The organism is Ornithinimicrobium sp., assembly GCF_051004135.1.
Classification (GTDB): Bacteria; Actinomycetota; Actinomycetes; order Actinomycetales; family Dermatophilaceae; genus Ornithinicoccus.
In genome coordinates this window covers 1-22,042 of record NZ_JBPCKQ010000145.1, presented here as the reverse complement: position 1 = coordinate 22,042, position 22,042 = coordinate 1, and the positions used below count along the sequence as shown (strand labels likewise).

Below are 22,042 nucleotides of genomic sequence, written 5' to 3'. Positions count from 1 at the left end.
CGATGGACTGGTCCAACTTCGCCCTGGTCAGCGGGCTGAGCCTGGTGGCCCTGGCTTTGATGCAGACCGCGACGTGGCTGTGGTCCAAGCAGGCGGGCAAGCTTGCAGTGGTCGATGTCGTGTGGGGCGCCGGCTTCGCGGTGGTGGGACTGGTCGCCCTGGGAGCAGGCTCGGGCGGACTCACCCGGCGGCTGCTGCTGGCCGTGCTGGTCGCGATCTGGGGGTTGCGGCTGTCGTGGCACATCTACCAGCGCTCGCAGGGCAAGGGCGAGGACCCGCGCTACGCCGAGCTCTACGGTGACAAGACGCCCCTGGTGGCAGCCCTGCGGGTCTTCGGGGTGCAGGGCGCGCTGCAGTGGGTGATCTCCATGCCGTTGCAGGCCTCCGCTGCGGCCGACGAGACCGAGGGCCTGTGGGTGTTGCTGCTGGTGGTCGGGGTGCTGATCTGGGCCACCGGGCTGCTCTTCGAGTCCGTCGGCGATGCGCAGCTGAAGTCGTTCAAGGCCGACCCGGACAACAAGGGCAAGGTGATGGACCGGGGCCTGTGGGCCTGGACCCGGCACCCCAACTACTTCGGCGACGCGTGCGTCTGGTGGGGACTGTTCGTCATCGTGCTCTCGGCGGGCACCTGGGGGGTGGTGTGGACCGTGATCGCTCCGCTGGCCATGACGCACTTCCTGCGCAACGTCTCCGGCGCCAAGCTGCTGGAGAAGTCGATGTCGCAGCGTCCGGCGTTCCAGGAGTACATGCAGCGCACCGCCTACTTCTTCCCCCGCCCGCCGAAGCGCTGACCGTGGTGGCGCCTCACTCCCGCAGGACAGTGACGGCGCATCTCGGGCCGCTCGCGGCCGCCAGTCTGCGGTCGGCGGTCAGCAGGGTGCAGCGATAGGACTCAGCCAGGGCGACGTAGGTCGCGTCGTAGGCCGTGACGTTGTGCCGCAGCTCCCAGACCCGGCCGCTCAGCTCGTCAGACGTCCTGCGCTGGACGCTGATCGAGCTCCAGTTGGCGACGGCCTGAGCAGCGGCAGGCTCGGAGAGCTTGCCACTTAGCAGGTGTCCCCGCAGGGTGTGCAACACCTCCGCATCGACCAGGTGCGGGGCCACCAGGAGGTCGTGGCGGCTCAGCTCGCCGAGCACGACTCGCCGGCCGAGTGCGGCACCGACGGCGACCGATGCGTCGAGCACGATCACCGGCTCTCGCGGCCCCGGTGCAGCTCCTCCACGACGTCGTCCAGGGATGGGCCCGCAACCGGCTGAAGCCGCGCGAAGACTCGACGGTTGTGCTCCTGCGCGCTGAGGGCACCCAGTCCCTTGACGGCATACGCGGAGACCGACATGCCGGCCTCCCGGGACAGGGACTCGAGCCTCTCGACGACGTCGTCGGGCACGTTGCGCAGATATAGTGTCCGCATGTTGCGTAATGCTAGCAGTATGCAACATGTGTTATTGCCGGAACTGCTGCTGCGAACTCACGCGGGCGACTGGCTAAGCCCCGTCGACGCCCTCCTCGGGTGGCGTCGCGGATGAATGCGACACAGATGTCGCTGAGGTGTCCGAAACGTCACATTCATCTTCCTTCCGCACACTCACCAGGCCCGCGGGTTGCCGTCCGGGACTTCGCCTCGGATCAGCCGAGCGTCGATGACCTCGACCGGTGGTGACCCGGTGGTCCGCCGGTAGATCGCGAGCTCGCGCCTGCCGAGGCTCTCAAAGGCTGCCTCCACCGCGGCCACGTAGCTCGCCAGGACCACAGCACCCGGAGGCGGATGAACGGCCAGCTGCTCGGCCTTGGCGACATAGGCGAAGACCTGAGCAGTCCGTTTCTGCCCGATGTCCGATGCAGCCCGCACCTGGTCGGTCACGTCGATCCGGTCGTAGCGCAGCTCACGCCGGTCCAGGCGGTCGAGCTCCGCCGGCTCGACCTCGACGAGGGCGCCGTTGGGCGGGTCCGCTGTGATCGATGTGTCACGTTCCAGATTGAGCGCCAGGACGATGGGGGGCAACCACCCGTCGCTCACCCGGGCGAACGCCTTCTCGCTGGTCAGGTTGTCCCGGACTGTGGAGAACCGTCGGCGCCAACCGCTCAGCCGGGCGGGCCACACCTCGCCAACCGGTCTGCCGAGGGTCGCCGCGGCGCTGCGCGGATCGACGAGGGAGCCGTAGCCGAAGACCGCGACACCCATCGGCACTCAGCCCAGCGCTCGGACCTGATCGGCGGCACCACGCAGCACCGGCTGGCCGTGCCCGACATAGGCCGCGGCGAACTCCAGGTCGCCCAGGAGAGCGACGGAGCGCAGCGCCTCGCCGTAGTCCGACGCGAAGTCGGGATCCGGTAGGGCCAACCGGCCGTCGGTGCTGATCAGTGCGTCGCCGGCCACCAGGACGCCGTTGGCGGTGTCGTGCACGCTGACGTGGCCCGGGGTGTGCCCGGGGGTGGCCACGATCGTGAGTTCGGCGACCCGGTCACCGTCCGCCACCGGGCTCACCTGCCGGCCGATGTCGATCGCCGGCACGTCGGCGGCGCCGGCGTGGAAGGTCGCGTCCGGGGCGGCCTGTGCCACCGCGGGGGCGCTGCCGACGTGGTCCCCGTGCTGGTGGGTGAGCACGACATGGCCGACATCCGCCCAGCCGACACCGAGCGAGGTCAAGACCCCCTCGATGGCCGACTCGGACCCCTTGGTGCCCGTGTCCACCACCACGGCCTGGCCCGCCCGCACCAGGACGTAGGCCGAGACGAAGCCGAGGTCGACCCGGGACCAGCTCGCCGGGCCGGCCGTTGCGGTGGCTGAAGTCTGGTCACCCGCGTCGGTCCCGTCTTGCCCGGCGGTCTCTGCGCCGGTGGCCTCCGGCGAGCCCGAGCCCGAGCCCGAACCCGGCGAGGGCTTGTCACTGTTGCAGCCGGCGGTGATCGTCACCACCCCGAGCGCCAGACCCCCCACCCCGGAGCGCAACAACAGGCGCCGGGTGAGGATGATCGTCATCCATCGAGTATGCCGGGGTGCGACCACTGCGGCACAGGGCACGGATCCGACGCTCACCGATCCGTCACACGTTCCGCCGGGCCGCTCAGCCGCCGGCAACGCCGCAAGGCGCCGACAGGGCCTCCGACGCGCTGGGCCGGCCGACCGAGGGCATCCCCAGGGTGACCGCCGGCCGGCCCGCATCCGGCTGGTCCTGCAACGCGGCCCAGGCGTCCCCACCCGCGGTGCGGCGCACGGCATACCGCCCGCTCTGAGCACCGGAGTCCGCGACCAGGTGATGCGGCGCACCGTAGGTGACACCGACCGTGACCAGGTCGCCGGGACGCGGCCGCTCGGCACCGTCCGGTACAGCGAAGTGCACCAGCCGGTTGTCCCGCGCGCGACCCGACATACGGTGCGTCTCGGCGTCCTTGCGTCCCTCGCCGGGAGCCACCAGCACCTCGACCTCACGGCCCTCCTGGGTCCGGTTCCGGGTCCAGGAGACCTCCTCCTGGACCGCGATCAGCCGCTCAAAGCGCTCCTGGACGACGGCCTTGGGCAGCTGCCCGTCCATCTCGGCGGCCGGGGTGCCGGGGCGGATGGAGTACTGGAAGGTGAACGCGCTGGAGAACCGGCTGGCCCGCACCACGTCGAGGGTGTCGCCGAAGTCCTGCTCGGTCTCGCCGGGGAAGCCGACGATGATGTCAGTCGTGATCGCGGCGTCGGGGATCTGCTCGCGGACCTCGTCGAGGATGCGCAGGAACTTGGCGCTGCGGTAGGAGCGGCGCATGGCCTTCAGTACCCGGTCGGAGCCCGACTGCAGCGGCATGTGCAGGCTCGGCATCACGTTGGGCGTCTGCGCCATCGCGGTGATCACGTCGCTGGTGAACGCTGCGGGATGCGGGCTGGTGAAGCGCACCCGCTCCAGCCCGTCGATCTCGCCACAGGCCCGCAGCAGCTTGCCGAAGGCGAGCCGGTCGCCGAACTCCACGCCGTAGGTGTTGACGTTCTGCCCCAGCAGCGTGATCTCGATGACCCCCTGAGCGACCAGGGCCTTGACCTCGGCCAGGATCTCCCCGGGTCGACGGTCGCGCTCTTTGCCGCGCAACGCCGGCACGATGCAGAAAGTGCAGGTGTTGTTGCAACCCACGCTGATGGAGACCCACCCGCTGTATGCGGAGTCGCGCCGGGTCGGCAGGGTGGAGGGGAAGGTCTCCAGCGCCTCCAGGATCTCGACCTCGGCCGCCTTGTTGTGCCGCGCGCGGTCCAGCAGGGCCGGCAACGAGCCGATGTTGTGGGTGCCGAAGACCACGTCGACCCAGGGTGCACGCTCAACGATGGTGGAGCGGTCCTTCTGCGCCAGGCACCCCCCGACCGCGATCTGCATCTCGGGGTTGGCCTGCTTGGCGGGGCGCAGCTGACCGAGGTTGCCGTAGAGCTTGTTGGCGGCGTTCTCGCGCACCGCGCAGGTGTTGAAGACGACGACGTCGGCGGTCTGCGGGCGCTGCGGCTGCGGGAGGCTGGCCAAGTCGACGTACCCCGCCGTCTCCAGCAGACCGGAGAGGCGCTCGGAGTCGTGCACGTTCATCTGGCACCCGTGGGTGCGCACGTCATAGGTCTTGGGTGCCGCCTCGGGGGCGTGCAGGTCGGTCGCAGTGCTCATGGCACCCACCAGGATAACGGCGGGGGCGTCGTGCGGGGTCCGCGCCAACCCTCACAGACCGCTCAGCCCGCGGAGCAGGGTCACCGCCCCGCCGAGCAAGGCGACGGTGATGGCGGTATGCCGTGCCGCTCGCCCGGAGACCCAGCGGGCGGCCAACCCCCCGGCCCCCACGCCGGCAGGGACGGCCACGAGCACGACCAGCCAGACCCACCACGGCAGGCCCACGCTGAGCGGAATGGCTCCGAGGCTCGCCTTGGCGATGAGCGCGCTGAGATTGGCGACCAGGAAGATCGGCTGCAGGGTGGCGGCGAACGAGCGCTGCTGCCAGTCGGTGGCCACGGCATACACGGTCAGCGCGGGAGCGGCCACGCCGGCTGTGGTGTTCATGAAGCCGCCCACCGTGCCGGCCGCCAGGGCAGGCGGCGTGCCGTGCGCCCCCACCCGTGCCCCCACCAGGAGCGTCCAGGCCAACGCGAGGAGCACCGTCCCTCCGACCAGCACGTCGAGCCAGGCGCTGCTGATCGCTTGGATGGTCAGCGCACCGAGGACCGAGCCCAGCAGGAGCAACGGAGCGATCCGGACGAATCGCCGCCAGTCGACGTCGGAGCGCAGCGCGATCCAGATGAGCGCGGCGTTCAGGACCGCCCCTGCGTTGCTGATCATGACACCCGTGGTCGCGCCGAGCACGACCGTGAGCACGGGCGCGACCACTAGGCCGAAGCCCATCCCGGCGATGCGTTGCAGGGCCGATCCGGCGATCAGCGCGGCGGCGATGGCCAGTGCCGCCCCGAGGCTCACCACGGGTCCGCAGCAGTGGCGAGGGGGTGCACCTGCACACGGTAACCGCCACGCCTAGGCTCAGGGGGCCCCGTTAAGCGGGCGAGAAGAGCCTGCGACGAGAGTGGTGACATGAGCGACCAACCCGGACGCGAGAACATCGAGGACGACCTGAGCACCTACAGCGTCGACGGCGAGGACCAGCTGCAACCCGAGGACACCCTGGTGGGCAGCGGCGATCCCCTCGACGAGGGCTATCAGACGCCGGACCGGCTGCACGGCTCGCTGGCCTTCGGCACCACCGCCGAGGAGCAGAGCCAGGAGGAGACGATCGAGCAGCGGATCCACCAAGAGGTCCCCGATCCGGACACCGCATACGGCGCCCCTGACAACGAAAGCGGCCTGGACGCACCCGAGATGGCGGGCGGCGACGAACCGGATGCGATCCCCGCCGAGCGGGACTTCGTCGGTGACGAGCGGGATGCGGTGGGGCAGCTCATCTCCCCCGACGCCGGGGCGGAGCAGGACACCGAGAAGGACGAGATCGCCCACAGCGAGCCCGCCGTCGACAGCGGCTCGCCCGAGGAGCAGGCCATGCACACCGTGCTCGAGGACGACCCCACGCAGCGCTGAGCCGGCCGCCGTCTCCCAGTCGGTCGCTGCCGTCAGTCGCGGCGGTGCTCCGGCAGGGTGTCGAGAGCGTCTCGGATGACCTCGTAGGAGACTCCGGCGCCATACCCCTTGCGCGCCAGGAAGCCGGCGAGTCGGCGGGTCTGCACTTCTCGATCGAGACCCTGCATGGTGCGCAGCCGCTTGGCGACCAGCTCCTCGGCCTGAGCGCGCTCCCGGTGCGGATCTACGTCCTGCAGCGCACCTTCGATCACCTCGTCGGCCACGCCCTTGCGTCTCAGCTCATGCCGCAACGCCGGTGCAGCCAGACCCTTGGTCTCCTGGCGCGAGCGAACCATCATCTCCGCGAACGACTGGTCATCGACCAGACCGACCTCAGTCATCCGGTTGAGCACCTGCGCCGCGACGTCGTCGGCACACCCGCGATCGCTCAACTTCGTCGCCAGCTGATGACGCGTGCGCGGACCGATCGCCAACTGGCGCAAGACGATCTGCCGGGCCGCACTAAGCGCCTCAGACGTCGCGTCCTGCGAGGCAGACCCACCATCGGTTGGTGCCGCGCCACCGTCCGATGCCTGCTCGGTGACGGCGGACCCGGTGACAGCAGGTGCCTCGGCGGCAGCGGCCTCCTCCGCAGCCGCCAACGCTTGACGCGCAGCTGCCAGACGATCCGCCGGGGGGCTCTGCAGGCGGCCCGGCTCGTCGTCCGGCGAGGCGCTCGTCCCCATCGGCCGATCCGGTGTCGACGTTGTCTCGACAGTCATCGTGATCAGAAGCTCACCGAGACTTCACCGGTCACCGGATCGACGCCTTCAGGGACCTCCTCTGAGCGGGGGCCGATGCCCAACTTGTCCTTGATCTTGCGCTCGATCTCATCAGCGATGTCCGGGTTGTCCTGGAGATGACTGCGTGCGTTCTCTTTGCCCTGACCGAGCTGATCACCCTCGTAGGTGTACCAAGCTCCCGCCTTGCGCACGAAGCCCTGCTCGACACCCATGTCGATCAAGCCACCCTCACGGGAAATGCCGTGGCCATAGATGATGTCGAACTCGGCCTGTTTGAACGGCGGGGACACCTTGTTCTTGACGATCTTGGCGCGGGTCCTGTTGCCGACCGCGTCCGTGCCGTCCTTGAGTGTCTCGATCCGTCGCACGTCGATCCGGACCGAGGCATAGAACTTCAATGCCTTGCCTCCGGAGGTCGTCTCAGGACTTCCGAACATGACCCCGATTTTTTCGCGGAGCTGGTTGATGAAGATAGCGGTGGTGCCGGTGTTGCTCAACGCGCCGGTCAGCTTGCGCAGCGCCTGCGACATCAGCCGGGCCTGCAGCCCGACGTGGCTGTCGCCCATCTCACCCTCGATCTCGGCGCGGGGCACCAGCGCGGCGACCGAGTCGATCACGATGACGTCCAGGGCACCGGAGCGGATCAGCATGTCGGCGATCTCGAGCGCCTGCTCACCGGTGTCGGGCTGGCTGACCAGCAACGAGTCGGTGTCCACCCCGAGCTTCTTGGCGTACTCAGGGTCCAGCGCGTGCTCGGCGTCGATGAAGGCCGCAATGCCGCCCGCCTTTTGGGCACTGGCCACGGCATGCAGCGCGACCGTGGTCTTGCCGCTGCTCTCGGGGCCATAGATCTCCACGACGCGCCCCCGGGGCAGACCGCCGATGCCGAGCGCGACGTCGAGCGCGATCGAGCCGGTCGGGATGACCGCGATCGGCGGGCGGATGTCATCGCCGAGGCGCATCACCGACCCTTTGCCGTGGGTCTTCTCGATCTGAGCCATCACGGTGTCGAGGGCCTTGAACTTGTCGCCGCCGATAGAGGTGACCTTGCTGGGCTGTGCCATCTGTTGCTCCTTCACGTCGTGGGTGAGCGCGCCTACCTTCGACCGCCGTGAGGTCAGACGCTAGGTGAGGCCACCGACACACCGCAGGCACACGGCATACGACCTGTGGACAACGACGTCTCGTGGTCACCTGTGGACCACGATAGATCGAATGTGTGTACGAGAAGCGCGACACGCCGAGACCCCCAAGGCGGCCGGGGGGCTCAGCCGGCGGGCACCGTGAGCAGGTAGTCGTCCTCGTCCTCGCTCCACTCCAACGAGACGATCCCTGCGGCGTCCGCGGCCTTGCAGAACTGCAGGAACGAGCGGTAGCCCAGCTTCTTCTCGCTGAACCCCGGCTGGCTGCGGCGCAGCTGGTTCTTCAGACCCGACAGACCGACGGTCTCGCCGGCGTCCGAGCGCTCGGCCACAACCCCCCGCAGCAACGTGAAGGCATCAGTCCCGTCGCCGACCTCGGGCAGCAGGATCTCCGGGTCGCCCTTGGCCGGTCCGGTGGCGAGCTCGATCACCCCGCGCTCGGAGAGGTGCTCCAACAGGTCTCCGAAGGCGCGGAAGCCGTGGTCGGTCTCGCTGAACGTCGGGTCCTTGCGCATCAGCGTGCGCTTGAGCACCGAGGCCGTCACCGCTCCCCCGGACGACTGCTGCACCCCCGCGACGGTCTGGGCGACGAGCACGGCCACGTCGGTCTGGTCGCGCGGCGTGTCCTCGCTCTCCACCTCGGCGGGCTCGACCGCTTCGGCGGGCTCGGTCGGCTCCTTCGCGGACGCGGCGCCCGCCTTCTCCCCCTTGGCTGCGGACTTGGCGGCCTCGCCCCGGCCACGACGGGAGCGACCGCCGCCCTTCTGCGGGCCGGACTCGGGCGCCGGCTCCACGCCCTCGAGGTTGTCGTAGAACAGGAACTCGTCGCACGACGGTGGCAGCATCTTGGAGGTCGAGTCGCGCACCCCGACGCCGATCACCCGCTTGTTGAGCTCGCGCAGCTTGTGCACCAGCGGGGTGAAGTCGCTGTCACCGGTGCAGATCACGAAGGTCGAGACGTAGTCGCGCACGAAAGCCAGCTCGATGGCATCGACGGCCATCTTGATGTCGGCGGCGTTCTTGCGCGAGGCCCCCATCCGCTGCGGCATCTCGATCAGCTCGACGTGCGAGCGGGTCAACATCCGGCGGTCCTCGTCGAAGTAGGACCAGTCGGCATACGCCCGGCGCACCACGACCCGCCCTCGCTCGGCGAGCGCGTCGCTGACCGGTTTGAGGTCGAACGCGCCGCCGAGGTGGTCCCGCGCACCGAGCGCGAGGTTCTCGTAGTCCAGGAACAGGGCAATCCGGTCTTCGTCGTCCACCCCTCGACCCTACGCGCCACCGGTCGCCCGGCCTGCCACCATGAGGTATGTCGTGCGCCGGGTCCTCCTCATCCGGTCCGGTCGTCCGGTCGGTGGCCAGGGACGCCGCACACCGATTCAGCAAGGAACCGGTCGGGGGCATTGAGCTCGTCGAGGGGCTCGGAGTAGCCGGTGATGCGCACGCCGGTCGGACCATCCAGCACCGGTCCCGGCTGCGCCGCGACGCCGACGCACCCAACCTGCGCCAGGTCCACCTGATCGCCGAGGAGTTCCTGGCCGAGGCCGCCGAGTGGGGGTATGCCGTTGGTCCGGGTGCGCTGGGTGACAACGTGCTCACCGCCGGGCTCGACCTGCTGGGTCTGCCGCAGGGGACCATGCTGACCTTTGGTGAGTGCAGCGACGATCCTTGTGCTGCCATCGAGGTCACCGGGCTGCGCAACCCGTGCCGGCAGATCGACCGCTTCCAGGACGGCCTGCTCCGGGTCGCTCTGGAGCAGAGACCCGACGGCACCTTGATCCGCAAGGTGGGCATCATGGCCGTTGTGACACGCGGTGGACCGGTGCGACCGGGTATGCCGATCGGCGTGCACCTTCCTGCCGTCCCACACCAACTACTGGCCCCGGTGTAGGCCGCTCATCGGCCAAAGTGCGCACGTGCACGATCCAGCCGACCCGAACCGACCCGACCCCACCCGGCCTTGCCCACGCCGTCACCGTATGCCGCCTGTGGACAACCCGACCCACGTCCCCCGCCGATCGGGGAGAGTGGCCATGATGAGAGCGAGGAGGCACCATGGACAGCATGACCGCGTTGCCGCAGAGTCGGCCGCTGACCGCGCTGGACCTCGAGTCGTTGCGCGAGGTCGAGGACGGGCACCGCTATGAGCTCATCGATGGATCGCTCATCGTGACCCCGGCACCGGTTCCCAGACACCAGATCGTGGCGTTCGCTCTGGCCCGGACGCTGCATGCGGCCGTGCCCGCATATCTGCAGGTCTTGATGGCCCCCCTCGACGTGCGCATCGACGACATGACCGTCCTGCAGCCCGACATCCTGGTCGTTGCCCGACCGGACGTCGGGGATCGCTACGTGCGGCATCCGGTGCTGGCCGTCGAGGTGCTCTCTCCCAGCACCCGCACCATCGACCTGACGCTGAAGAAGGCGCGATACGAGCGGGCCGGGTGCACGAGCTACTGGGTCGTCGATCCCGAGGCTCCGAGCCTGACCGCGTGGGAGCTCCGCAAGGGCAGCTACCAGCTGGTGGCGGACTCCACGGCGCCAGCAGACGTGACCCTGGCCCGTCCGTTTGCCGTGCAGATACATCTCGCCGCCCTGCTCGACTGATCGGTCACGACAGCAACAGCCGCTCGATCCGCCGGGCCGAGCCGAGCACCCCGAGCAGTCCCATCACCAGCAGATAGACCACCGGGACGAGCAACCCGGCACCGACTTCGCCGAGCAGCAGCGCACGCTCCAGCGCCACCCCCTGGTAGAGCGGGGTCCAGGCGACGACCCAGCGCAGCGTCTCCGGATAGGCCGACAACGGATAGAAGGTGGCCGAGAACAGGAACATCGGCTGGATCGCCAGGGTCACATAGTCGAAGTCGACCCAGGAGCGCATGTAGGTCGTGGCGAACATGCCGACCGAGGCGAACGCGAAGCCGATCAGCACCGCCCCCGGGAGCGCGAGCAGCGCCCACCACGACTCGACGAAACCGGCCAGCGCCGCCACGACCAGGAAGGCCGCAGAGTACAGCGCCCCGCGCATCAACGCCCAGGTGATCTCGCCCACCGCCACGTCGCGCGGCCCCAGCGGGGTAGCCAGCACCGAGTCGTAGAGCCGGGCGTACTTCAGCTTGAAGAAGACGTTGAAGGTCGAATCGAAGATCGCCCCGTTCATGGCGGAGGCCGCCAACAGCGCGGGAGCCACGAACACGGCATAAGGCACCTCCGTCCCCGAATCGGTGGTCACCGTCTGCACCAGGGCACCGAGCCCGACCCCGAGGCTGAACAGGTAGAACACCGGCTCCACGAACCCGGACAGCAGCACCACCCAACCCCGGCGGAACGCGACGACGTTGCGCTCGACCAGCACCCGGGCCATGCCCGCCCCAGCCGGCACCGGAAGCGCCCGGGCCAGTGCCTGGACGGCACGCGGCGGCGAGCCGGACGTCATACGACCAGCCTCTTGCGGAAGGCCCGCAGCGCCCACACCCCGGACAGGCCCACGAACACCAGCAGGTATGCGGTGTGCAGCGCGAGCATGCCCCAGTCCGGTGACCCCAGGGCCAGGTCGCGGGAGGCCGCGACGCCGTGCCACAGCGGCGTGGCCCAGGCGACCGGGCGCAACAGCGCCGGCAGCTGCTCGACCGGGAAGAACGTGCCGGAGAACAGGAACAACGGGGTCATCACGAAGCGGAAGAGCAGCGAGTAGCCCAGCTCGGTGTTGTCGCGGACCTGCGCGCCGAAGGCGAAGCACGGCACCGAGAAGGCCATCCCGGTCAGCACCACCAGCGGGATGGCCGCGAGCACCCACCACGACGCCCAGGCCCCGAACACCGCGCCCACTCCGACGAAGACCACCGCCGCCATGCTCACCGACACGGCGACATACGCCAGGTGCCCGAGCAGGACGTCGGTCACGGTCAGGGGGGTAGCGAGCATCGCGTGGTACTGCATGTTCCACCGGATGGCTCCGGTCACCGAGTAGGTCGACTCCCCCATCGCCACGAACATCGCCTGCGCGGCCAGGATGCCGGGCACCACGAACTGCAGGTAGGGCACCCCGTCGACCCCGCCGGCGCGGTCGTCGACGACACCGCCGAGCACGATGCCGATCGAGACCAGGAACATGACGGGCAGCGCGAACCGGCTGACCAGGTTGCCCTTCCAGACCCGCAGATACTGCGCCCACCACATCTCGAAGGCCGCTGTCCAGCGGGGCGCGGATCCCGCCCGCTCGTCGGTATGCGGAAGCATCAGTCGACCAACGTTCGCCCGGTCAGGTGCAAGAAGACGTCCTCGAGCGTGGAGCGGCGGACCAACGACGACACGGCGAGCACGCCGCGCCGGTGCACCTCGGCGGAGGCCGCGTCACCGTCCGCGGTGTAGACCAGCAGCCGGTCGGGCAGCACCTCGACCCGCTCACCCACCCCTTCGACCGCAGCCGCCGGGCCGGTCAGGTCGTCCTGGGCGAACCGCAGCTCCAGCACCTCCCGCGTGGCGTGCGTCGCGATGAGCTCGCGCGGCGAGCCCAGCGCCACGATACGGCCGTGGTCCATCACGACGAGGCGGTCGCACAGCTGCTCGGCCTCGTCCATGTAGTGCGTGGTCAGCACCAGGGTCACCCCGGAGCGTTTGAGCCGGAACAGCCGGTCCCAGAGCACGTGCCGGGCCTGCGGGTCCAACCCGGTCGTGGGTTCGTCGAGCAGCAGCATCTCGGGGTCGTTGACCAGCGAGCGGGCGATGGTCAGCCGCCGCTTCATCCCTCCGGACAGCGGCTCGACGCGCGACCCCGCCCGCTCGGTGAGCTGGGCGAAGTCCAGCAGCTCCGCGGCCCGTCGCCGCACGTGCGCCCGGCTCAGCCCGAAGTAGCGGCCGTAGATCTCGATGTTCTCGGCGACGGTCAGCTCCTCGTCGAGAGTGTCCCGCTGCGGCACCACACCGAGGCGGGCCCGGATCTGCGGGCCGTGGGTCGCGGGGTCGAGGCCGAACAGCCGCAGCTCGCCGCCGCTGGGCGGCGAGGTGGCCGCCACCATCTTCATCGTCGAGGACTTGCCGGCGCCGTTGGGCCCCAGGAAGCCGAACGCCTCACCCTGCTGCACGGTCACGTCGATGCCGTCGACGGCCACCAGGTCACCGAACGTCTTGCTCAGGCCCCGCGCCTGAATCAGCTCGGTCATGTTGACGACTGTAGATGCCGGCACCCCCGGACCACCGGTTTACCGGACGTCACGCGGCGGGCTCTAGACTGAGCCGCCGGCCCGGCCGAGCACGACCGCGCCAGCCTTGCCCCCCTGCATACCCCCGTCCCCACGATGCCCAGGAACGCTCACCCATGGCCTTGCTCGTCCAGAAGTTCGGCGGCTCTTCGGTCGCCGACGTCGCCGCCATCCGGCGCGTCGCGCAGCGGATCGTGGAGACCCACCGGGCCGGGCACGATGTGGCCGTGGTCGTCTCGGCGATGGGCGACACGACCGACGAGCTGCTGGAACTGGCCATCGCGATTAGTCCCGGGCCGCCACCGGAGCGCGAGATGGACATGCTGCTCACCGCCGGCGAGCGGATCTCGATGGCGCTGCTGGCCATGGCCATCGCCGACCAGGGCGTCCGGGCCCGGTCCTTCACCGGCGAGCAGGCCGGTATGCGGACCGACAGCTCCCACGGACGGGCCCGCCTGCTGTCGGTCACCCCGGACCGGGTGCAGGCGACCCTGCGCGAGGGCGCCGTCGCGATCGTCGCCGGCTTCCAAGGCGTCTCGGAGGACGACGACGTCACGACCCTGGGCCGGGGCGGGTCGGACACCACCGCCGTCGCGCTGGCCGCCGCACTCGATGCCGACGTCTGCGAGATCTACACCGACGTCGACGGCCTCTACACCGCCGATCCGCGGATCGTGCCCTCGGCCAGCCGGGTCACCCGGATCACCGTCGAGGAGACCCTGGAGATGGCGGCGCACGGCGCCAAGATCCTGCACCTGCGGGCCGTGGAGTACGCCCGCCGCTTCAAGGTGCCGCTGCATGTCCGCTCCTCGTTCTCCGACCAGGAGGGCACCTGGATCCTGGTCGGCCGCCCCCTCACCGCCGCTGTGGAGGACCCCATGGAAGATCCCCTGATCTCCGGAATCGCGCACGAGAAGTCCCTGGGCAAGGTGACCGCCGTCGGGATCCCGGACCGCCCGGGCGCCGCCGCCAAGGTGGTGGGCGCCGTCGCCTCGGTCGGGGTGTCGATCGACATGATCGTGCAGAACGTCTCGACCTCCCACAGCGCCACCTCCGACATCTCGTTCACGCTGCCGGAGAGCGACGGCGCCCGGGCGGTGGCCGCGGTGCGCGACCTGCAGCACGAGATGGGCTTCGCCGACGTGCTCTACACCAGCCACATCGGCAAGATCTCGCTCGTCGGGGCAGGGCTGCGGTCGAACCCCGACGTCGCGCACCGGTTCTTCGGTGCGCTGGCGCAGGCCGGGGTCAACATCGAGATGATCTCGACCAGCGAGATCCGCATCTCGGTCATCACCGACCAGGAGCACCTGGCCGACGCCGTGCGCTCGGTGCACACGGCCTTCAACCTCGACGCCGACGCCGAGGCCGTGGTCTACGGAGGGACCGGACGATGAGCAACCACGACGAGCAGCTTCCCGCCGGTCTGTGCGTGGCCGTGATCGGGGCCACCGGTCAGGTCGGCGCCGTCGTGCGTCGGCTGCTCGCCGAGCGCGGGGTGCCCGTCGCCGGCGTCCGCTACTTCGCCTCGGCCCGCTCGGCCGGCACGGAGCTCGCCTGGGAGGGGAGCACCAACGGAGCGGGGTATGCCGGGTCGGGCCGCCGGGTCGTCGTGGAGGACGTGGCCACGGCGGACCTGAGCGGGATCGACGTGGCGATCTTCTCCGCCGGGGGTGGCACCTCCCGGGAGCACGCACCGCGATTCGTCGAGGCCGGTGCGGTCGTGGTGGACAACTCCTCGGCCTGGCGAATGGACCAGCGGGTGCCGCTGGTGGTCAGCGAGGTCAACCCGGAGGCGCTGGAGCTGGCGGTGTCCGAGCACGGCATCGGCATCGTCGCCAACCCCAACTGCACCACCATGGCGGCCATGCCGGTCCTCAAGCCGTTGCACGACCGGGCCCGGCTGGAGCGGCTGGTCGTGGCGACGTACCAGGCGGTCTCCGGATCCGGACTGGCCGGCGTCTCCGAGCTGGCCGGTCAGGCCCGCGCGGCGGTGGCCGGCGTGCTGGAGGAGCTCACCCACGAGGGTGAGGCCATGCACCTCCCCGAGCCCGACGTCTACACCGCACCGATCGCGTTCAACGTGCTGCCGCTGGCCGGGGACTTCGTGGACGACAGCTCCGGGGAGACCACGGAGGAGCAGAAGCTGCGCGAGGAGTCACGCAAGATCCTCGGCGCGCCGGAGCTCGCGGTCGCCGGCACCTGCGTGCGGGTCCCCGTGTTCACCGGGCACAGCCTGGCGATCCACGCCGAGTTCGCCGAGCCGATCACCCCCGAGGAGGCGACGGAGATCCTGCGGGCGGCACCCGGTGTCGAGCTGCTCGAGGTGCCCACGCCACTGCAGGCGGCCGGCCACGACCCGTCGTATGTCGGTCGCATCCGGGTCGACCAGTCCGTCCCGGGCGGCCGGGGTCTGGTGCTGTTCGTCAGCAGCGACAACCTGCGCAAGGGCGCGGCCCTCAACGCCGTGCAGATCGTCGAGGCGCTGGCGCAGCGGGGCCTGGTCGGCCACTGAGTCCCGCGTGCCGCCGCGCTCTCATCGAGCGGCAGCATCCGCACCGCAGCCCGGCCCTTCCGGCGGTGCACTCGCTGCAGGTGGACGACGACGGCGCCGATCCCTGTGCGCGTCAACCAGATCTGCGGCGGTCTGCCGGATAGCGACGCTCGGGCGGGATCTGCAGGTCGTCGCACAGGGCGCCCCACACGCGCCGGACCGGCACCCCCGCGTCGATGGCATCGACGGCAGTCCGATCGCCCAGCGCGTGGATGACATGCGAGCCGGCGACCGAGCGACCGTAGGGTCCCCCGAACTCCTGCTCCATCAACGCCCAGAACTCACTCAACCGCATACCGCTAACGTAACGCGGTCGCCACGACATCGCCGAGCCCCGCGACCTCCCCTGCCTGCGCGTACCGTGTGGCCGGTGACGAAGGCCAGGCCACGACCCGCGGCGTTCGATGCCGTGGTGTTCGACCTGGGCAACGTCCTGGTCGGCTGGGACCCGGCGGGGGCCTTGACGCACGACTACACCCCCGAGCAGATCCAGGAGTTCTTCGACGCCGTCGACTTCCCGGCGCTCAACCGCCGGCAGGACGCCGGTCGCCCGTGGGCGAAGGCACGCGCCGAGGTCGCTGCCTCCGCACCTCACTGCGTGCCGTACCTCGACGCCTACGTCACCGGCTTCCCGCGGACCCTGACCGGACCGATACCCGGAAGCGCGGACATCGTCCGCGACGTGCACCGCTGCGGCGCGCGCACCCTGGGGTTGACCAACTGGTCGGCCGAGCTGTTCGAGCACGCGGTGCCCGCGGCGCCGGTGATCGGAGAGCTGGAGCAGGTGCTGGTCTCCGGGGAGGTCGGCCTGGTCAAGCCAGACCCGGCGATCTTCACCTTGGCGCTCGACCGGTTCGGTCTCGACCCCGCCCGCACCGTCTTCGTCGACGACCAACCCGCCAATACCGATGCCGCTGCCCGGCTCGGCTTCAGCACGGTCACATTCACCGACAGCCCGGCGTTGCGCGCGCAGCTGACCAAGCTGGGGGCGCTGCCCGCCGACTGACGGCGCGGGCATCGACCAGGCGGGTCAGGAGGTCCAGGCTCGCCAGAGCGCGGCGTACTCCCCACCGGTCGCCATCAGCTCGTCGTGGCTGCCGAGCTCGATCACCCGGCCCCCCTGCACCACGGCGATCCGGTCGGCGTCGTGCGCGGTGTGCAGCCGGTGCGCGATCGCGACGACCGTGCGGTTGGTCAGCAGCGCACTCATCGAGCCCTCCAGGTGCCGGGCCGTGCGCGGGTCGATCAGCGACGTGGCCTCGTCGAGCACGAGGGTGTGCGGGTCGGCCAGGATCAACCGGGCCAGGGCGATCTGCTGGGCCTGCGCCGGCGTCAGCGCCTGGTTGCCAGAGCCCAGCCGGGTGGCCAGACCCTCGGGCAGCGCCGCGACCCAGTCCCACGCGTCGACGGTGCGCAGCGCGGTCACCAGCACCTCGTCGGGCGAGCCCTCCCGGGCCAGCACGACGTTGTCGCGCACCGACCCGCGGAAGACGTGGTGCTCCTGGGTGACCAGCGCCACCTCGGTGCGCAGCACCGGCAGCGGCAGGTCGGTGAGCTCGACGCCGCCGACGGTGGCGCTGCCCGCGGTGGGTGCGTGGATGCCCGCCAGGAGCCGGCCGAGCGTGGACTTGCCCGACCCCGACGGACCCACCACGGCCAGCCGCTCGCCGTGCCGCAGTCTCAGGTCGATGCCGTGCAGCACGTCGTGACCCTCCCGGTAGGCGTAGTGCAGGTCGCGACCGACCAGTTCGTCACCCTCAGGGCGGGCGTCCTTCGGGGTCCGGTCCGCCGGGACCTCGGCGATGCCGAGCAGCCGGGTCGTCGAGGCCACCCCCACCTGCAGGTGGTCGATGGTCGAGACCAGCCGGTCGAAGGGTCCGTAGAACGTCTCGATGTAGAGCATCGCGGTCGTGATCTGGCCCAGGTCGACCCAGCCCTGGCTGTAGCCGATCGCGCCCATGCCCAGCGTGAGCACCCGGGGCAGGCTGAAGGCCATGTCCATCGCGGCGAAGAGCAGGTTGCGCAGGGTCAGGGTGTAGCGCTCGGCCTGCGCGGACACCTCGATGTCCTCGGCCGCCGCCTGCCGACGCACCGGCTGTATCCCGAGCGCCTCGACGGTCCGGGCGCCCTCGACGGTCTCGGTCAGCGTGGTGTTGATCCGCGAGTAGGTGGAGCCCTCCTTGAGGTAGCCCGCGGGGGCGTCACGCAGGTAGCGCCGGATCTGGATCGTCGACAGCGACACCATGACCAGGGTCGGCACGGCCAGCAGCCAGCTGTTGAACACCATCGCTGTGATCGTCAGCACGACGGTGACCGCGCCGATGATCGACTCGGGCAGCGCCCAGCGCACGCTCTCACTCATCGAGCCCACGTCCCGGGTCACCCGGGTGACCAGGTCGCCGGTCCCGGCGCTCTCCACCCGGCCCAGGGGCAACCGGAGGACGGCCCGGATGACGTGCTCGCGCGCCTGCGCCAGCACGCCGTGCCCCAGCACCGCCGCCATCCACTTGGCCAGGAAGGTCAGCACGGCCTGGGCGACCAGGGCGGCGACGACCAGCAGGACGAGTCGCTGCACGGTGCCCGCCGCGACCGCGCCGTCGGCCTCCACCGTGGCCTGGACCAGGCGCCCCAGCAGATAGGGCACGGCGAGGGCGCTGGTGGCTGCGAGCGCGTTGGCCAGGATGACGGCCAGCAGCAGCCGGCGCTGACCGCGCAGCAACGATCGCAGGTAGGCCAGCACCGTGCGGCTGGAGGCCACCGGTAGCCCGCGGTCAGGGTCCAGGGCACCGGCCAGGTAGTCGTTCGCGAGCCCGGCCCGGATCCGGTGCCGTGACCACAGGTGCTGCCACCGGTCGCCGAGGCTCCCCTCGCCCGGTGGCCGCAGGCCCTCAGGCACAGCCGGGTCCGCCCCGCCCGAGGGCGCCCAGGTGCGGGCCGAGTCGGCGAGCATGCGCTCGTCGAGGGAGTCACTGGGGGTGTTCACGGTCGGGTCACCTCCTCATGTGGTGTGCCGGGGGCCGGGTCGATCTGCTCCGGACGGTCGGACTCGTGCGAGTGGCCGGGCGTGGGGGCCATGTCGTCGACCCGCCGGTCATCACCCCGAATGACCACCCGGCGGTATGCGGTGCTGCTCGCCATCAGCTCGTCGTGGGTGCCGGCCGCCCGCACCTGCCCGTCGATCAGCAGCGCGACGTCGTCGGCGTGGTGCAGCAGCAGGGGCGAAGCGGTCATCACCACCGTCGTGCGCCCGGCGCGCGCGGCGGGCAGCCGCTGCGCGATCCGGGCCTCAGTGTGCGCGTCGACGGCCGAGGTGGGCTCGACCAGCACCAGGATCGGCGGGTCGGCGGCCAGCGCCCGGGTCAGCACCAGGCGTTGGCGCTGTCCACCGGATAGTCCCCGGCCCCGTTCGTCGAGCACGCCCTGCCAGCCGCCGGGCAGGATGTCGTAGACGTCCTCGGCGGCGGCGGTGTGCAGGGCCCGCTCGGCCTGCTGCCGGGTGAGCCGGCTGTGCGGGTCGACGGCCTGCTGCAGCGTGCCGGCGAAGACGTGGGCACCGGTGTCGCTGACCAGGATGGTCTCGCGCACTCGGGCGATGTCGGCGTCGGCGAGGTCGACCCCGCCCAGACTCACCCGCCACGCGCTCGACGCCCGCTCTGCGTCGCGGCCGATGAGGTCGCGGCGCTGCTGCTCCGCGGCCCGGCGCGCCTCCCGCGCGGCCCGGCCGGTGAGCTCCTCGCCGGGGTCCAGCGGAGTCGGCTCCGGGCCGCCGGGCAGGTAGCGCCCGAGCCGGTCGGCCAGGGCGGCGCTTTCGTCGGGCACGGCACTGACCACCATCGTCAGCACTCCTGGAGCGACCCGCAGTCCCGAGGCCGCGTCATACAGCTCGGCGTTGCCGGACAGTGCGGGCGCGGCGGATGTTGGCGCCCCTCGCGCGGGTGCGGACCCTTGCGCGGGTGCGGACCCTTGCGCGGGTGCGGACGCTGTTGTGGACCCTTGCGCGGGTGCGGCCTTGGTATGTCGCGCGCTCGGCCACGGGTCGGGCTGACCGAGCACCGCGATCGCCTTGCGCGCCGAGACCCGGGCGCGGGTGACCTTCTGGGCGAACTCGAAGAACACCCGGATCGGCTGCACCAAGAACAGCGCGTAGCCGAGGAAGGCGATGAGCTCGCCGATGGTGAGGCGCCCCTGCGCCAGCTCCCGGACACCCAGCCACATCAGCGCCACCACGAACAAGCCGGAGAAGAGCACCCCGACCGCCTCGACGATCGCCTGCCACAGGCCGGCCCGCACGCCGGCGACGCGGACGCGCTGGGACTGGCTCGCGTAGTTGTCGCCGAAGACCCGCTCCCCGCCGATGCCGCGCAGGATGCGCAGACCGGCGACGATGTCGGTCGCGAGCGAGGTCAGCTCGGAGTCCCGGGAGCGCTCCTGGGTCTGCGCGCGGCCCATCGGGCGCAGCAGCGGCGCCGAGGTGAGCACCAACAGGGGGGCCACGAGCAGCACGACCAGGCCGAGCTCGACGGAGACGGACAGCACGATGAGGGCGACCACGGCATACGCGACGAGGTTGCCGATGGCCCGGCTGAGGATCTCCATGAACCCGCCGAACTGGTCGCCGTCGCTGCCGGAGACGCTGAGCACCTCACCGGTGGGGCTGCGCCGGGGCAGCACATGGCCCAACGCCACGCTCTGGTGGGTGACGTGGGAAGTGGTGCCGTAGAGCGCGACGAGCCAGGAGCGGACCACGACGGTGTGATAGAAGATGCCACTGCTCGCGCCTAGGACGGTGATCAGCAGCAGCACCCCGAGCCAGCCGACGACCTGGCCGGCGTCGCCGGTGTCGATCCCCTCGTCCACGGCCTGTCCGAACACCCAGGGGGTCAGTGCCGTGGGCAGCATCCAGAGCACGCTGAAGACCGAGGCCGCCGCCAGCAGATCGCCCTGTTGGCGCACCAACCACCACAACAGGTGTCGCGGTGAGCGCGCGTCAGGGCGCTGCGGGGCGTCCCCGGTGTAGGCCGAGACCGGCGGTGGGAAGTCGCGCATTGCAGCACCAGCCTAGGTTCGCCCCCCGACACCGGCCACGGGTTTTCGTCGGGCCGTGCGTGGCCTGCGGCTGGGCCCCGTGCCTGTCGGGGCCCGCGGCAATGCGCCACACCCGTCGGACCGGGGTGCGATGATGGCCGGACAACGGTTGCCCACGAGGACGCTGTCCACGACGAGCTGTCCACGACGAAGCTGCTCACGACCACGGAGGACCCATGCCAGGAACGTTCGGCACGCAGCGACCGCCCGACCCAGAGCTGGCCTGGTGGCAGAAGGGCCTGGTCGCGCTGAAGATCTGGCGGCCGCCGCACCGCACCATGCATCATGTGATGAAGGAGATGGAGCGCCCCACGCCGCCGCCGGTCACCGGGGCATACGGCAACATCGTGGTGCGCCCCCAGCAGCCACGCCGAGTGCCGCAGCGTGAGGACCGGCAGCACTGAGCGAGGAGGTGTGGGGGCGGTTCTCCGCCCCCACCAGAGCCTGGTTCGGCGCCAGCTTCGCCGAGCCCACGGCGGCCCAACGCGGCGCCTGGGAGGCGATCAGCGACGGTGACCACACCCTGGTGGTGGCCCCGACCGGCTCGGGCAAGACGCTGTCGGCGTTCCTGTGGGCCATCGACCGGATCTGGGCCACTCCGAGAGCGGATGACCAGCCGCGCTGCCGGGTGCTCTACGTCTCCCCACTGAAGGCACTGGCCGTCGACGTCGAGCGCAACCTGCGCTCGCCCCTGGTCGGCATCCGGCACGCCGCGACCCGGCTCGGCCAGAGCCTGCCCGACGTCAGTGTCGCCATCCGATCCGGGGACACTCCGGCCGCCGAGCGCCGCACCTTCGCCAAGCAGGGCGCGGAGGTGCTGATCACCACCCCGGAGTCGTTGTTCCTGCTGCTCACCTCTGCTGCCCGCAGCGCGCTGAGCGGGATCGAGACGGTGATCGTCGACGAGGTGCACGCGGTCGCCGGCACCAAGCGGGGCGCGCACCTGGCCCTGAGCCTTGACCGGCTCGACGCTCTGCTGGAGCGCCCCGCCCAACGGATCGGACTGTCCGCCACGGTCCGCCCCGTCGAAGAGGTCGCCCGCTACCTGACTGGAGGCCGACCGGTCACGACGGTGCAGCCACCGTCGGCCAAGCGGTGGGACCTGCAGGTCACCGTGCCGGTGCCGGACATGACCGACCCCGGGCGTCCGCACGACTCGAACCCGGCCGGGCCGGGGACCGGTTTGGGTGGGTGGAGCTGCTATGCCCCCCGACACAAAGGTGGCTACAACCAGAACCGCCA

At 70.6% G+C, this 22,042-nt stretch carries 24 protein-coding genes; 9 read left to right on the top strand and 15 right to left on the bottom strand.

Features of this window, described 5'->3' with window-relative positions:
• The first annotated feature begins 2 nt into the window (after positions 1-2).
• Positions 3-791: a DUF1295 domain-containing protein gene (locus ACR2FV_RS09665; protein ID WP_434015481.1), complete on the top strand. Its 789-nt coding sequence runs from the start codon at positions 3-5 to the stop codon at positions 789-791.
• 13 nt (positions 792-804) lie between these two features.
• Here the strand turns inward: ACR2FV_RS09665 and ACR2FV_RS09660 are convergent, their stop codons facing one another.
• The 6 genes from ACR2FV_RS09660 to ACR2FV_RS09635 form a co-directional block, all read right to left on the bottom strand.
• Positions 805-1,191, bottom strand: coding sequence for a type II toxin-antitoxin system VapC family toxin (locus ACR2FV_RS09660; protein ID WP_434015480.1), 387 nt, complete (start codon positions 1,189-1,191; stop codon positions 805-807).
• Entirely contained in the window at positions 1,188-1,412 is a 225-nt protein-coding gene (locus ACR2FV_RS09655; protein ID WP_434015479.1) for a hypothetical protein, read from the bottom strand. Before ACR2FV_RS09655 ends, ACR2FV_RS09660 begins: the two co-directional genes overlap by 4 nt.
• Before the next feature lie 174 nt (positions 1,413-1,586).
• Positions 1,587-2,183 (bottom strand): gamma-glutamylcyclotransferase family protein, encoded by a 597-nt coding sequence (locus tag ACR2FV_RS09650; RefSeq protein WP_434015478.1) that lies wholly within the window; start codon positions 2,181-2,183, stop codon positions 1,587-1,589.
• Positions 2,184-2,189: 6 nt separating this feature from the next.
• Positions 2,190-2,981 carry an MBL fold metallo-hydrolase gene (locus ACR2FV_RS09645; RefSeq protein WP_434015477.1) on the bottom strand — a complete coding sequence of 264 codons (792 nt, stop codon included), beginning with the start codon at positions 2,979-2,981 and terminating at the stop codon, positions 2,190-2,192.
• An 85-nt stretch (positions 2,982-3,066) separates the two neighbouring features.
• On the bottom strand, positions 3,067-4,623 hold the full coding sequence (miaB, locus tag ACR2FV_RS09640; RefSeq protein ID WP_434015476.1) for a tRNA (N6-isopentenyl adenosine(37)-C2)-methylthiotransferase MiaB: 1,557 nt from the start codon (positions 4,621-4,623) through the stop codon (positions 3,067-3,069).
• A 51-nt stretch (positions 4,624-4,674) separates the two neighbouring features.
• Positions 4,675-5,421 (bottom strand): TSUP family transporter, encoded by a 747-nt coding sequence (locus tag ACR2FV_RS09635; protein ID WP_434015475.1) that lies wholly within the window; start codon positions 5,419-5,421, stop codon positions 4,675-4,677.
• 111 nt (positions 5,422-5,532) lie between these two features.
• On the opposite strand from ACR2FV_RS09635, the gene ACR2FV_RS09630 reads away from it, so the two are divergent.
• Entirely contained in the window at positions 5,533-6,033 is a 501-nt protein-coding gene (locus ACR2FV_RS09630; protein WP_434015474.1) for a DUF5709 domain-containing protein, read from the top strand.
• Between the two features lie 32 nt (positions 6,034-6,065).
• Here ACR2FV_RS09630 and ACR2FV_RS09625 read toward each other — a convergent pair whose 3' ends face one another.
• The 3 genes from ACR2FV_RS09625 to ACR2FV_RS09615 form a co-directional block, all read right to left on the bottom strand.
• Positions 6,066-6,521, bottom strand: coding sequence for a regulatory protein RecX (locus ACR2FV_RS09625; RefSeq protein WP_434015509.1), 456 nt, complete (start codon positions 6,519-6,521; stop codon positions 6,066-6,068).
• A 278-nt stretch (positions 6,522-6,799) separates the two neighbouring features.
• Entirely contained in the window at positions 6,800-7,879 is a 1,080-nt protein-coding gene (recA, locus tag ACR2FV_RS09620) for a recombinase RecA (protein WP_434015473.1), read from the bottom strand.
• A gap of 203 nt (positions 7,880-8,082) precedes the next feature.
• Positions 8,083-9,219: an NYN domain-containing protein gene (locus ACR2FV_RS09615; RefSeq protein WP_434015472.1), complete on the bottom strand. Its 1,137-nt coding sequence runs from the start codon at positions 9,217-9,219 to the stop codon at positions 8,083-8,085.
• Between the two features lie 47 nt (positions 9,220-9,266).
• Between ACR2FV_RS09615 and ACR2FV_RS09610 the strand changes: the two genes are divergently transcribed.
• Both ACR2FV_RS09610 and ACR2FV_RS09605 read left to right on the top strand, forming a co-directional pair.
• Positions 9,267-9,848: an MOSC domain-containing protein gene (locus tag ACR2FV_RS09610; RefSeq protein WP_434015471.1), complete on the top strand. Its 582-nt coding sequence runs from the start codon at positions 9,267-9,269 to the stop codon at positions 9,846-9,848.
• A gap of 164 nt (positions 9,849-10,012) precedes the next feature.
• Positions 10,013-10,564 (top strand): Uma2 family endonuclease, encoded by a 552-nt coding sequence (locus tag ACR2FV_RS09605; RefSeq protein ID WP_434015470.1) that lies wholly within the window; start codon positions 10,013-10,015, stop codon positions 10,562-10,564.
• Positions 10,565-10,568: 4 nt separating this feature from the next.
• Here the strand turns inward: ACR2FV_RS09605 and ACR2FV_RS09600 are convergent, their stop codons facing one another.
• From ACR2FV_RS09600 to ACR2FV_RS09590, 3 genes are read right to left on the bottom strand one after another with little or no spacing between them, the layout of a single operon-like run.
• Positions 10,569-11,396, bottom strand: coding sequence for an ABC transporter permease (locus ACR2FV_RS09600; protein ID WP_434015469.1), 828 nt, complete (start codon positions 11,394-11,396; stop codon positions 10,569-10,571).
• The gene (locus ACR2FV_RS09595; RefSeq protein WP_434015468.1) at positions 11,393-12,199 is read right to left on the bottom strand and encodes an ABC transporter permease; all 807 of its coding nucleotides are present in this window, start codon (positions 12,197-12,199) and stop codon (positions 11,393-11,395) included. Before ACR2FV_RS09595 ends, ACR2FV_RS09600 begins: the two co-directional genes overlap by 4 nt.
• The gene (locus tag ACR2FV_RS09590) at positions 12,199-13,122 is read right to left on the bottom strand and encodes an ABC transporter ATP-binding protein (protein ID WP_434015467.1); all 924 of its coding nucleotides are present in this window, start codon (positions 13,120-13,122) and stop codon (positions 12,199-12,201) included. The genes ACR2FV_RS09595 and ACR2FV_RS09590 overlap by 1 nt, the downstream gene beginning before the upstream one ends.
• Positions 13,123-13,277: 155 nt before the next feature.
• Between ACR2FV_RS09590 and ACR2FV_RS09585 the strand changes: the two genes are divergently transcribed.
• Together ACR2FV_RS09585 and ACR2FV_RS09580 are read left to right on the top strand one after the other, a co-directional pair.
• Positions 13,278-14,558: an aspartate kinase gene (locus ACR2FV_RS09585; protein WP_434015466.1), complete on the top strand. Its 1,281-nt coding sequence runs from the start codon at positions 13,278-13,280 to the stop codon at positions 14,556-14,558.
• A complete protein-coding gene (locus tag ACR2FV_RS09580; protein ID WP_434015465.1) occupies positions 14,555-15,676 on the top strand; it encodes an aspartate-semialdehyde dehydrogenase in 1,122 nt (373 codons plus the stop codon). The genes ACR2FV_RS09585 and ACR2FV_RS09580 overlap by 4 nt, the downstream gene beginning before the upstream one ends.
• Positions 15,677-15,788: 112 nt before the next feature.
• Here ACR2FV_RS09580 and ACR2FV_RS09575 read toward each other — a convergent pair whose 3' ends face one another.
• Positions 15,789-16,010 (bottom strand): DUF3046 domain-containing protein, encoded by a 222-nt coding sequence (locus tag ACR2FV_RS09575; protein ID WP_434015464.1) that lies wholly within the window; start codon positions 16,008-16,010, stop codon positions 15,789-15,791.
• Positions 16,011-16,085: 75 nt separating this feature from the next.
• Here ACR2FV_RS09575 and ACR2FV_RS09570 point away from each other — a divergent pair, with 75 nt between their 5' ends.
• Positions 16,086-16,721, top strand: a complete 636-nt coding sequence (locus tag ACR2FV_RS09570; RefSeq protein WP_434015463.1) for an HAD family hydrolase — start codon at positions 16,086-16,088, stop codon at positions 16,719-16,721.
• A 24-nt stretch (positions 16,722-16,745) separates the two neighbouring features.
• Here ACR2FV_RS09570 and ACR2FV_RS09565 read toward each other — a convergent pair whose 3' ends face one another.
• Positions 16,746-18,665 (bottom strand): ABC transporter ATP-binding protein, encoded by a 1,920-nt coding sequence (locus ACR2FV_RS09565; protein ID WP_434015508.1) that lies wholly within the window; start codon positions 18,663-18,665, stop codon positions 16,746-16,748.
• A 29-nt stretch (positions 18,666-18,694) separates the two neighbouring features.
• Complete coding sequence (locus ACR2FV_RS09560) at positions 18,695-20,761, bottom strand: ABC transporter transmembrane domain-containing protein (RefSeq protein ID WP_434015462.1); 2,067 nt, start codon at positions 20,759-20,761, stop codon at positions 18,695-18,697.
• Positions 20,762-20,976: 215 nt separating this feature from the next.
• Between ACR2FV_RS09560 and ACR2FV_RS09555 the strand changes: the two genes are divergently transcribed.
• Together ACR2FV_RS09555 and ACR2FV_RS09550 are read left to right on the top strand one after the other, a co-directional pair.
• Positions 20,977-21,204 carry a hypothetical protein gene (locus tag ACR2FV_RS09555; protein ID WP_434015461.1) on the top strand — a complete coding sequence of 76 codons (228 nt, stop codon included), beginning with the start codon at positions 20,977-20,979 and terminating at the stop codon, positions 21,202-21,204.
• Positions 21,201-22,042: DEAD/DEAH box helicase (locus tag ACR2FV_RS09550; protein ID WP_434015507.1), on the top strand; the 842-nt coding region annotated here is incomplete at its 3' end. The genes ACR2FV_RS09555 and ACR2FV_RS09550, both read left to right, overlap by 4 nt.

Bases quoted from the DNA above. Each gene is read 5' to 3' on its own strand.
- ACR2FV_RS09600 (WP_434015469.1), bottom strand. From the start codon at position 11,396: ATGACGTCCGGCTCGCCGCCGCGTGCCGTCCAGGCACTGGCCCGGGCG.
- ACR2FV_RS09665 (WP_434015481.1), top strand. From the start codon at position 3: ATGGACTGGTCCAACTTCGCCCTGGTCAGCGGGCTGAGCCTGGTGGCC.
- ACR2FV_RS09555 (WP_434015461.1), top strand. From the start codon at position 20,977: ATGCCAGGAACGTTCGGCACGCAGCGACCGCCCGACCCAGAGCTGGCC.
- ACR2FV_RS09630 (WP_434015474.1), top strand. From the start codon at position 5,533: ATGAGCGACCAACCCGGACGCGAGAACATCGAGGACGACCTGAGCACC.
- recA (WP_434015473.1), bottom strand. From the start codon at position 7,879: ATGGCACAGCCCAGCAAGGTCACCTCTATCGGCGGCGACAAGTTCAAG.
- ACR2FV_RS09650 (WP_434015478.1), bottom strand. From the start codon at position 2,183: ATGGGTGTCGCGGTCTTCGGCTACGGCTCCCTCGTCGATCCGCGCAGC.
- ACR2FV_RS09580 (WP_434015465.1), top strand. From the start codon at position 14,555: ATGAGCAACCACGACGAGCAGCTTCCCGCCGGTCTGTGCGTGGCCGTG.
- ACR2FV_RS09590 (WP_434015467.1), bottom strand. From the start codon at position 13,122: ATGACCGAGCTGATTCAGGCGCGGGGCCTGAGCAAGACGTTCGGTGAC.
- ACR2FV_RS09610 (WP_434015471.1), top strand. From the start codon at position 9,267: ATGTCGTGCGCCGGGTCCTCCTCATCCGGTCCGGTCGTCCGGTCGGTG.
- ACR2FV_RS09565 (WP_434015508.1), bottom strand. From the start codon at position 18,665: ATGCTCGCCGACTCGGCCCGCACCTGGGCGCCCTCGGGCGGGGCGGAC.
- ACR2FV_RS09575 (WP_434015464.1), bottom strand. From the start codon at position 16,010: ATGCGGTTGAGTGAGTTCTGGGCGTTGATGGAGCAGGAGTTCGGGGGA.
- ACR2FV_RS09645 (WP_434015477.1), bottom strand. From the start codon at position 2,981: ATGACGATCATCCTCACCCGGCGCCTGTTGTTGCGCTCCGGGGTGGGG.
- miaB (WP_434015476.1), bottom strand. From the start codon at position 4,623: ATGAGCACTGCGACCGACCTGCACGCCCCCGAGGCGGCACCCAAGACC.
- ACR2FV_RS09585 (WP_434015466.1), top strand. From the start codon at position 13,278: ATGGCCTTGCTCGTCCAGAAGTTCGGCGGCTCTTCGGTCGCCGACGTC.
- ACR2FV_RS09605 (WP_434015470.1), top strand. From the start codon at position 10,013: ATGGACAGCATGACCGCGTTGCCGCAGAGTCGGCCGCTGACCGCGCTG.
- ACR2FV_RS09655 (WP_434015479.1), bottom strand. From the start codon at position 1,412: ATGCGGACACTATATCTGCGCAACGTGCCCGACGACGTCGTCGAGAGG.
- ACR2FV_RS09560 (WP_434015462.1), bottom strand. From the start codon at position 20,761: ATGCGCGACTTCCCACCGCCGGTCTCGGCCTACACCGGGGACGCCCCG.
- ACR2FV_RS09595 (WP_434015468.1), bottom strand. From the start codon at position 12,199: ATGCTTCCGCATACCGACGAGCGGGCGGGATCCGCGCCCCGCTGGACA.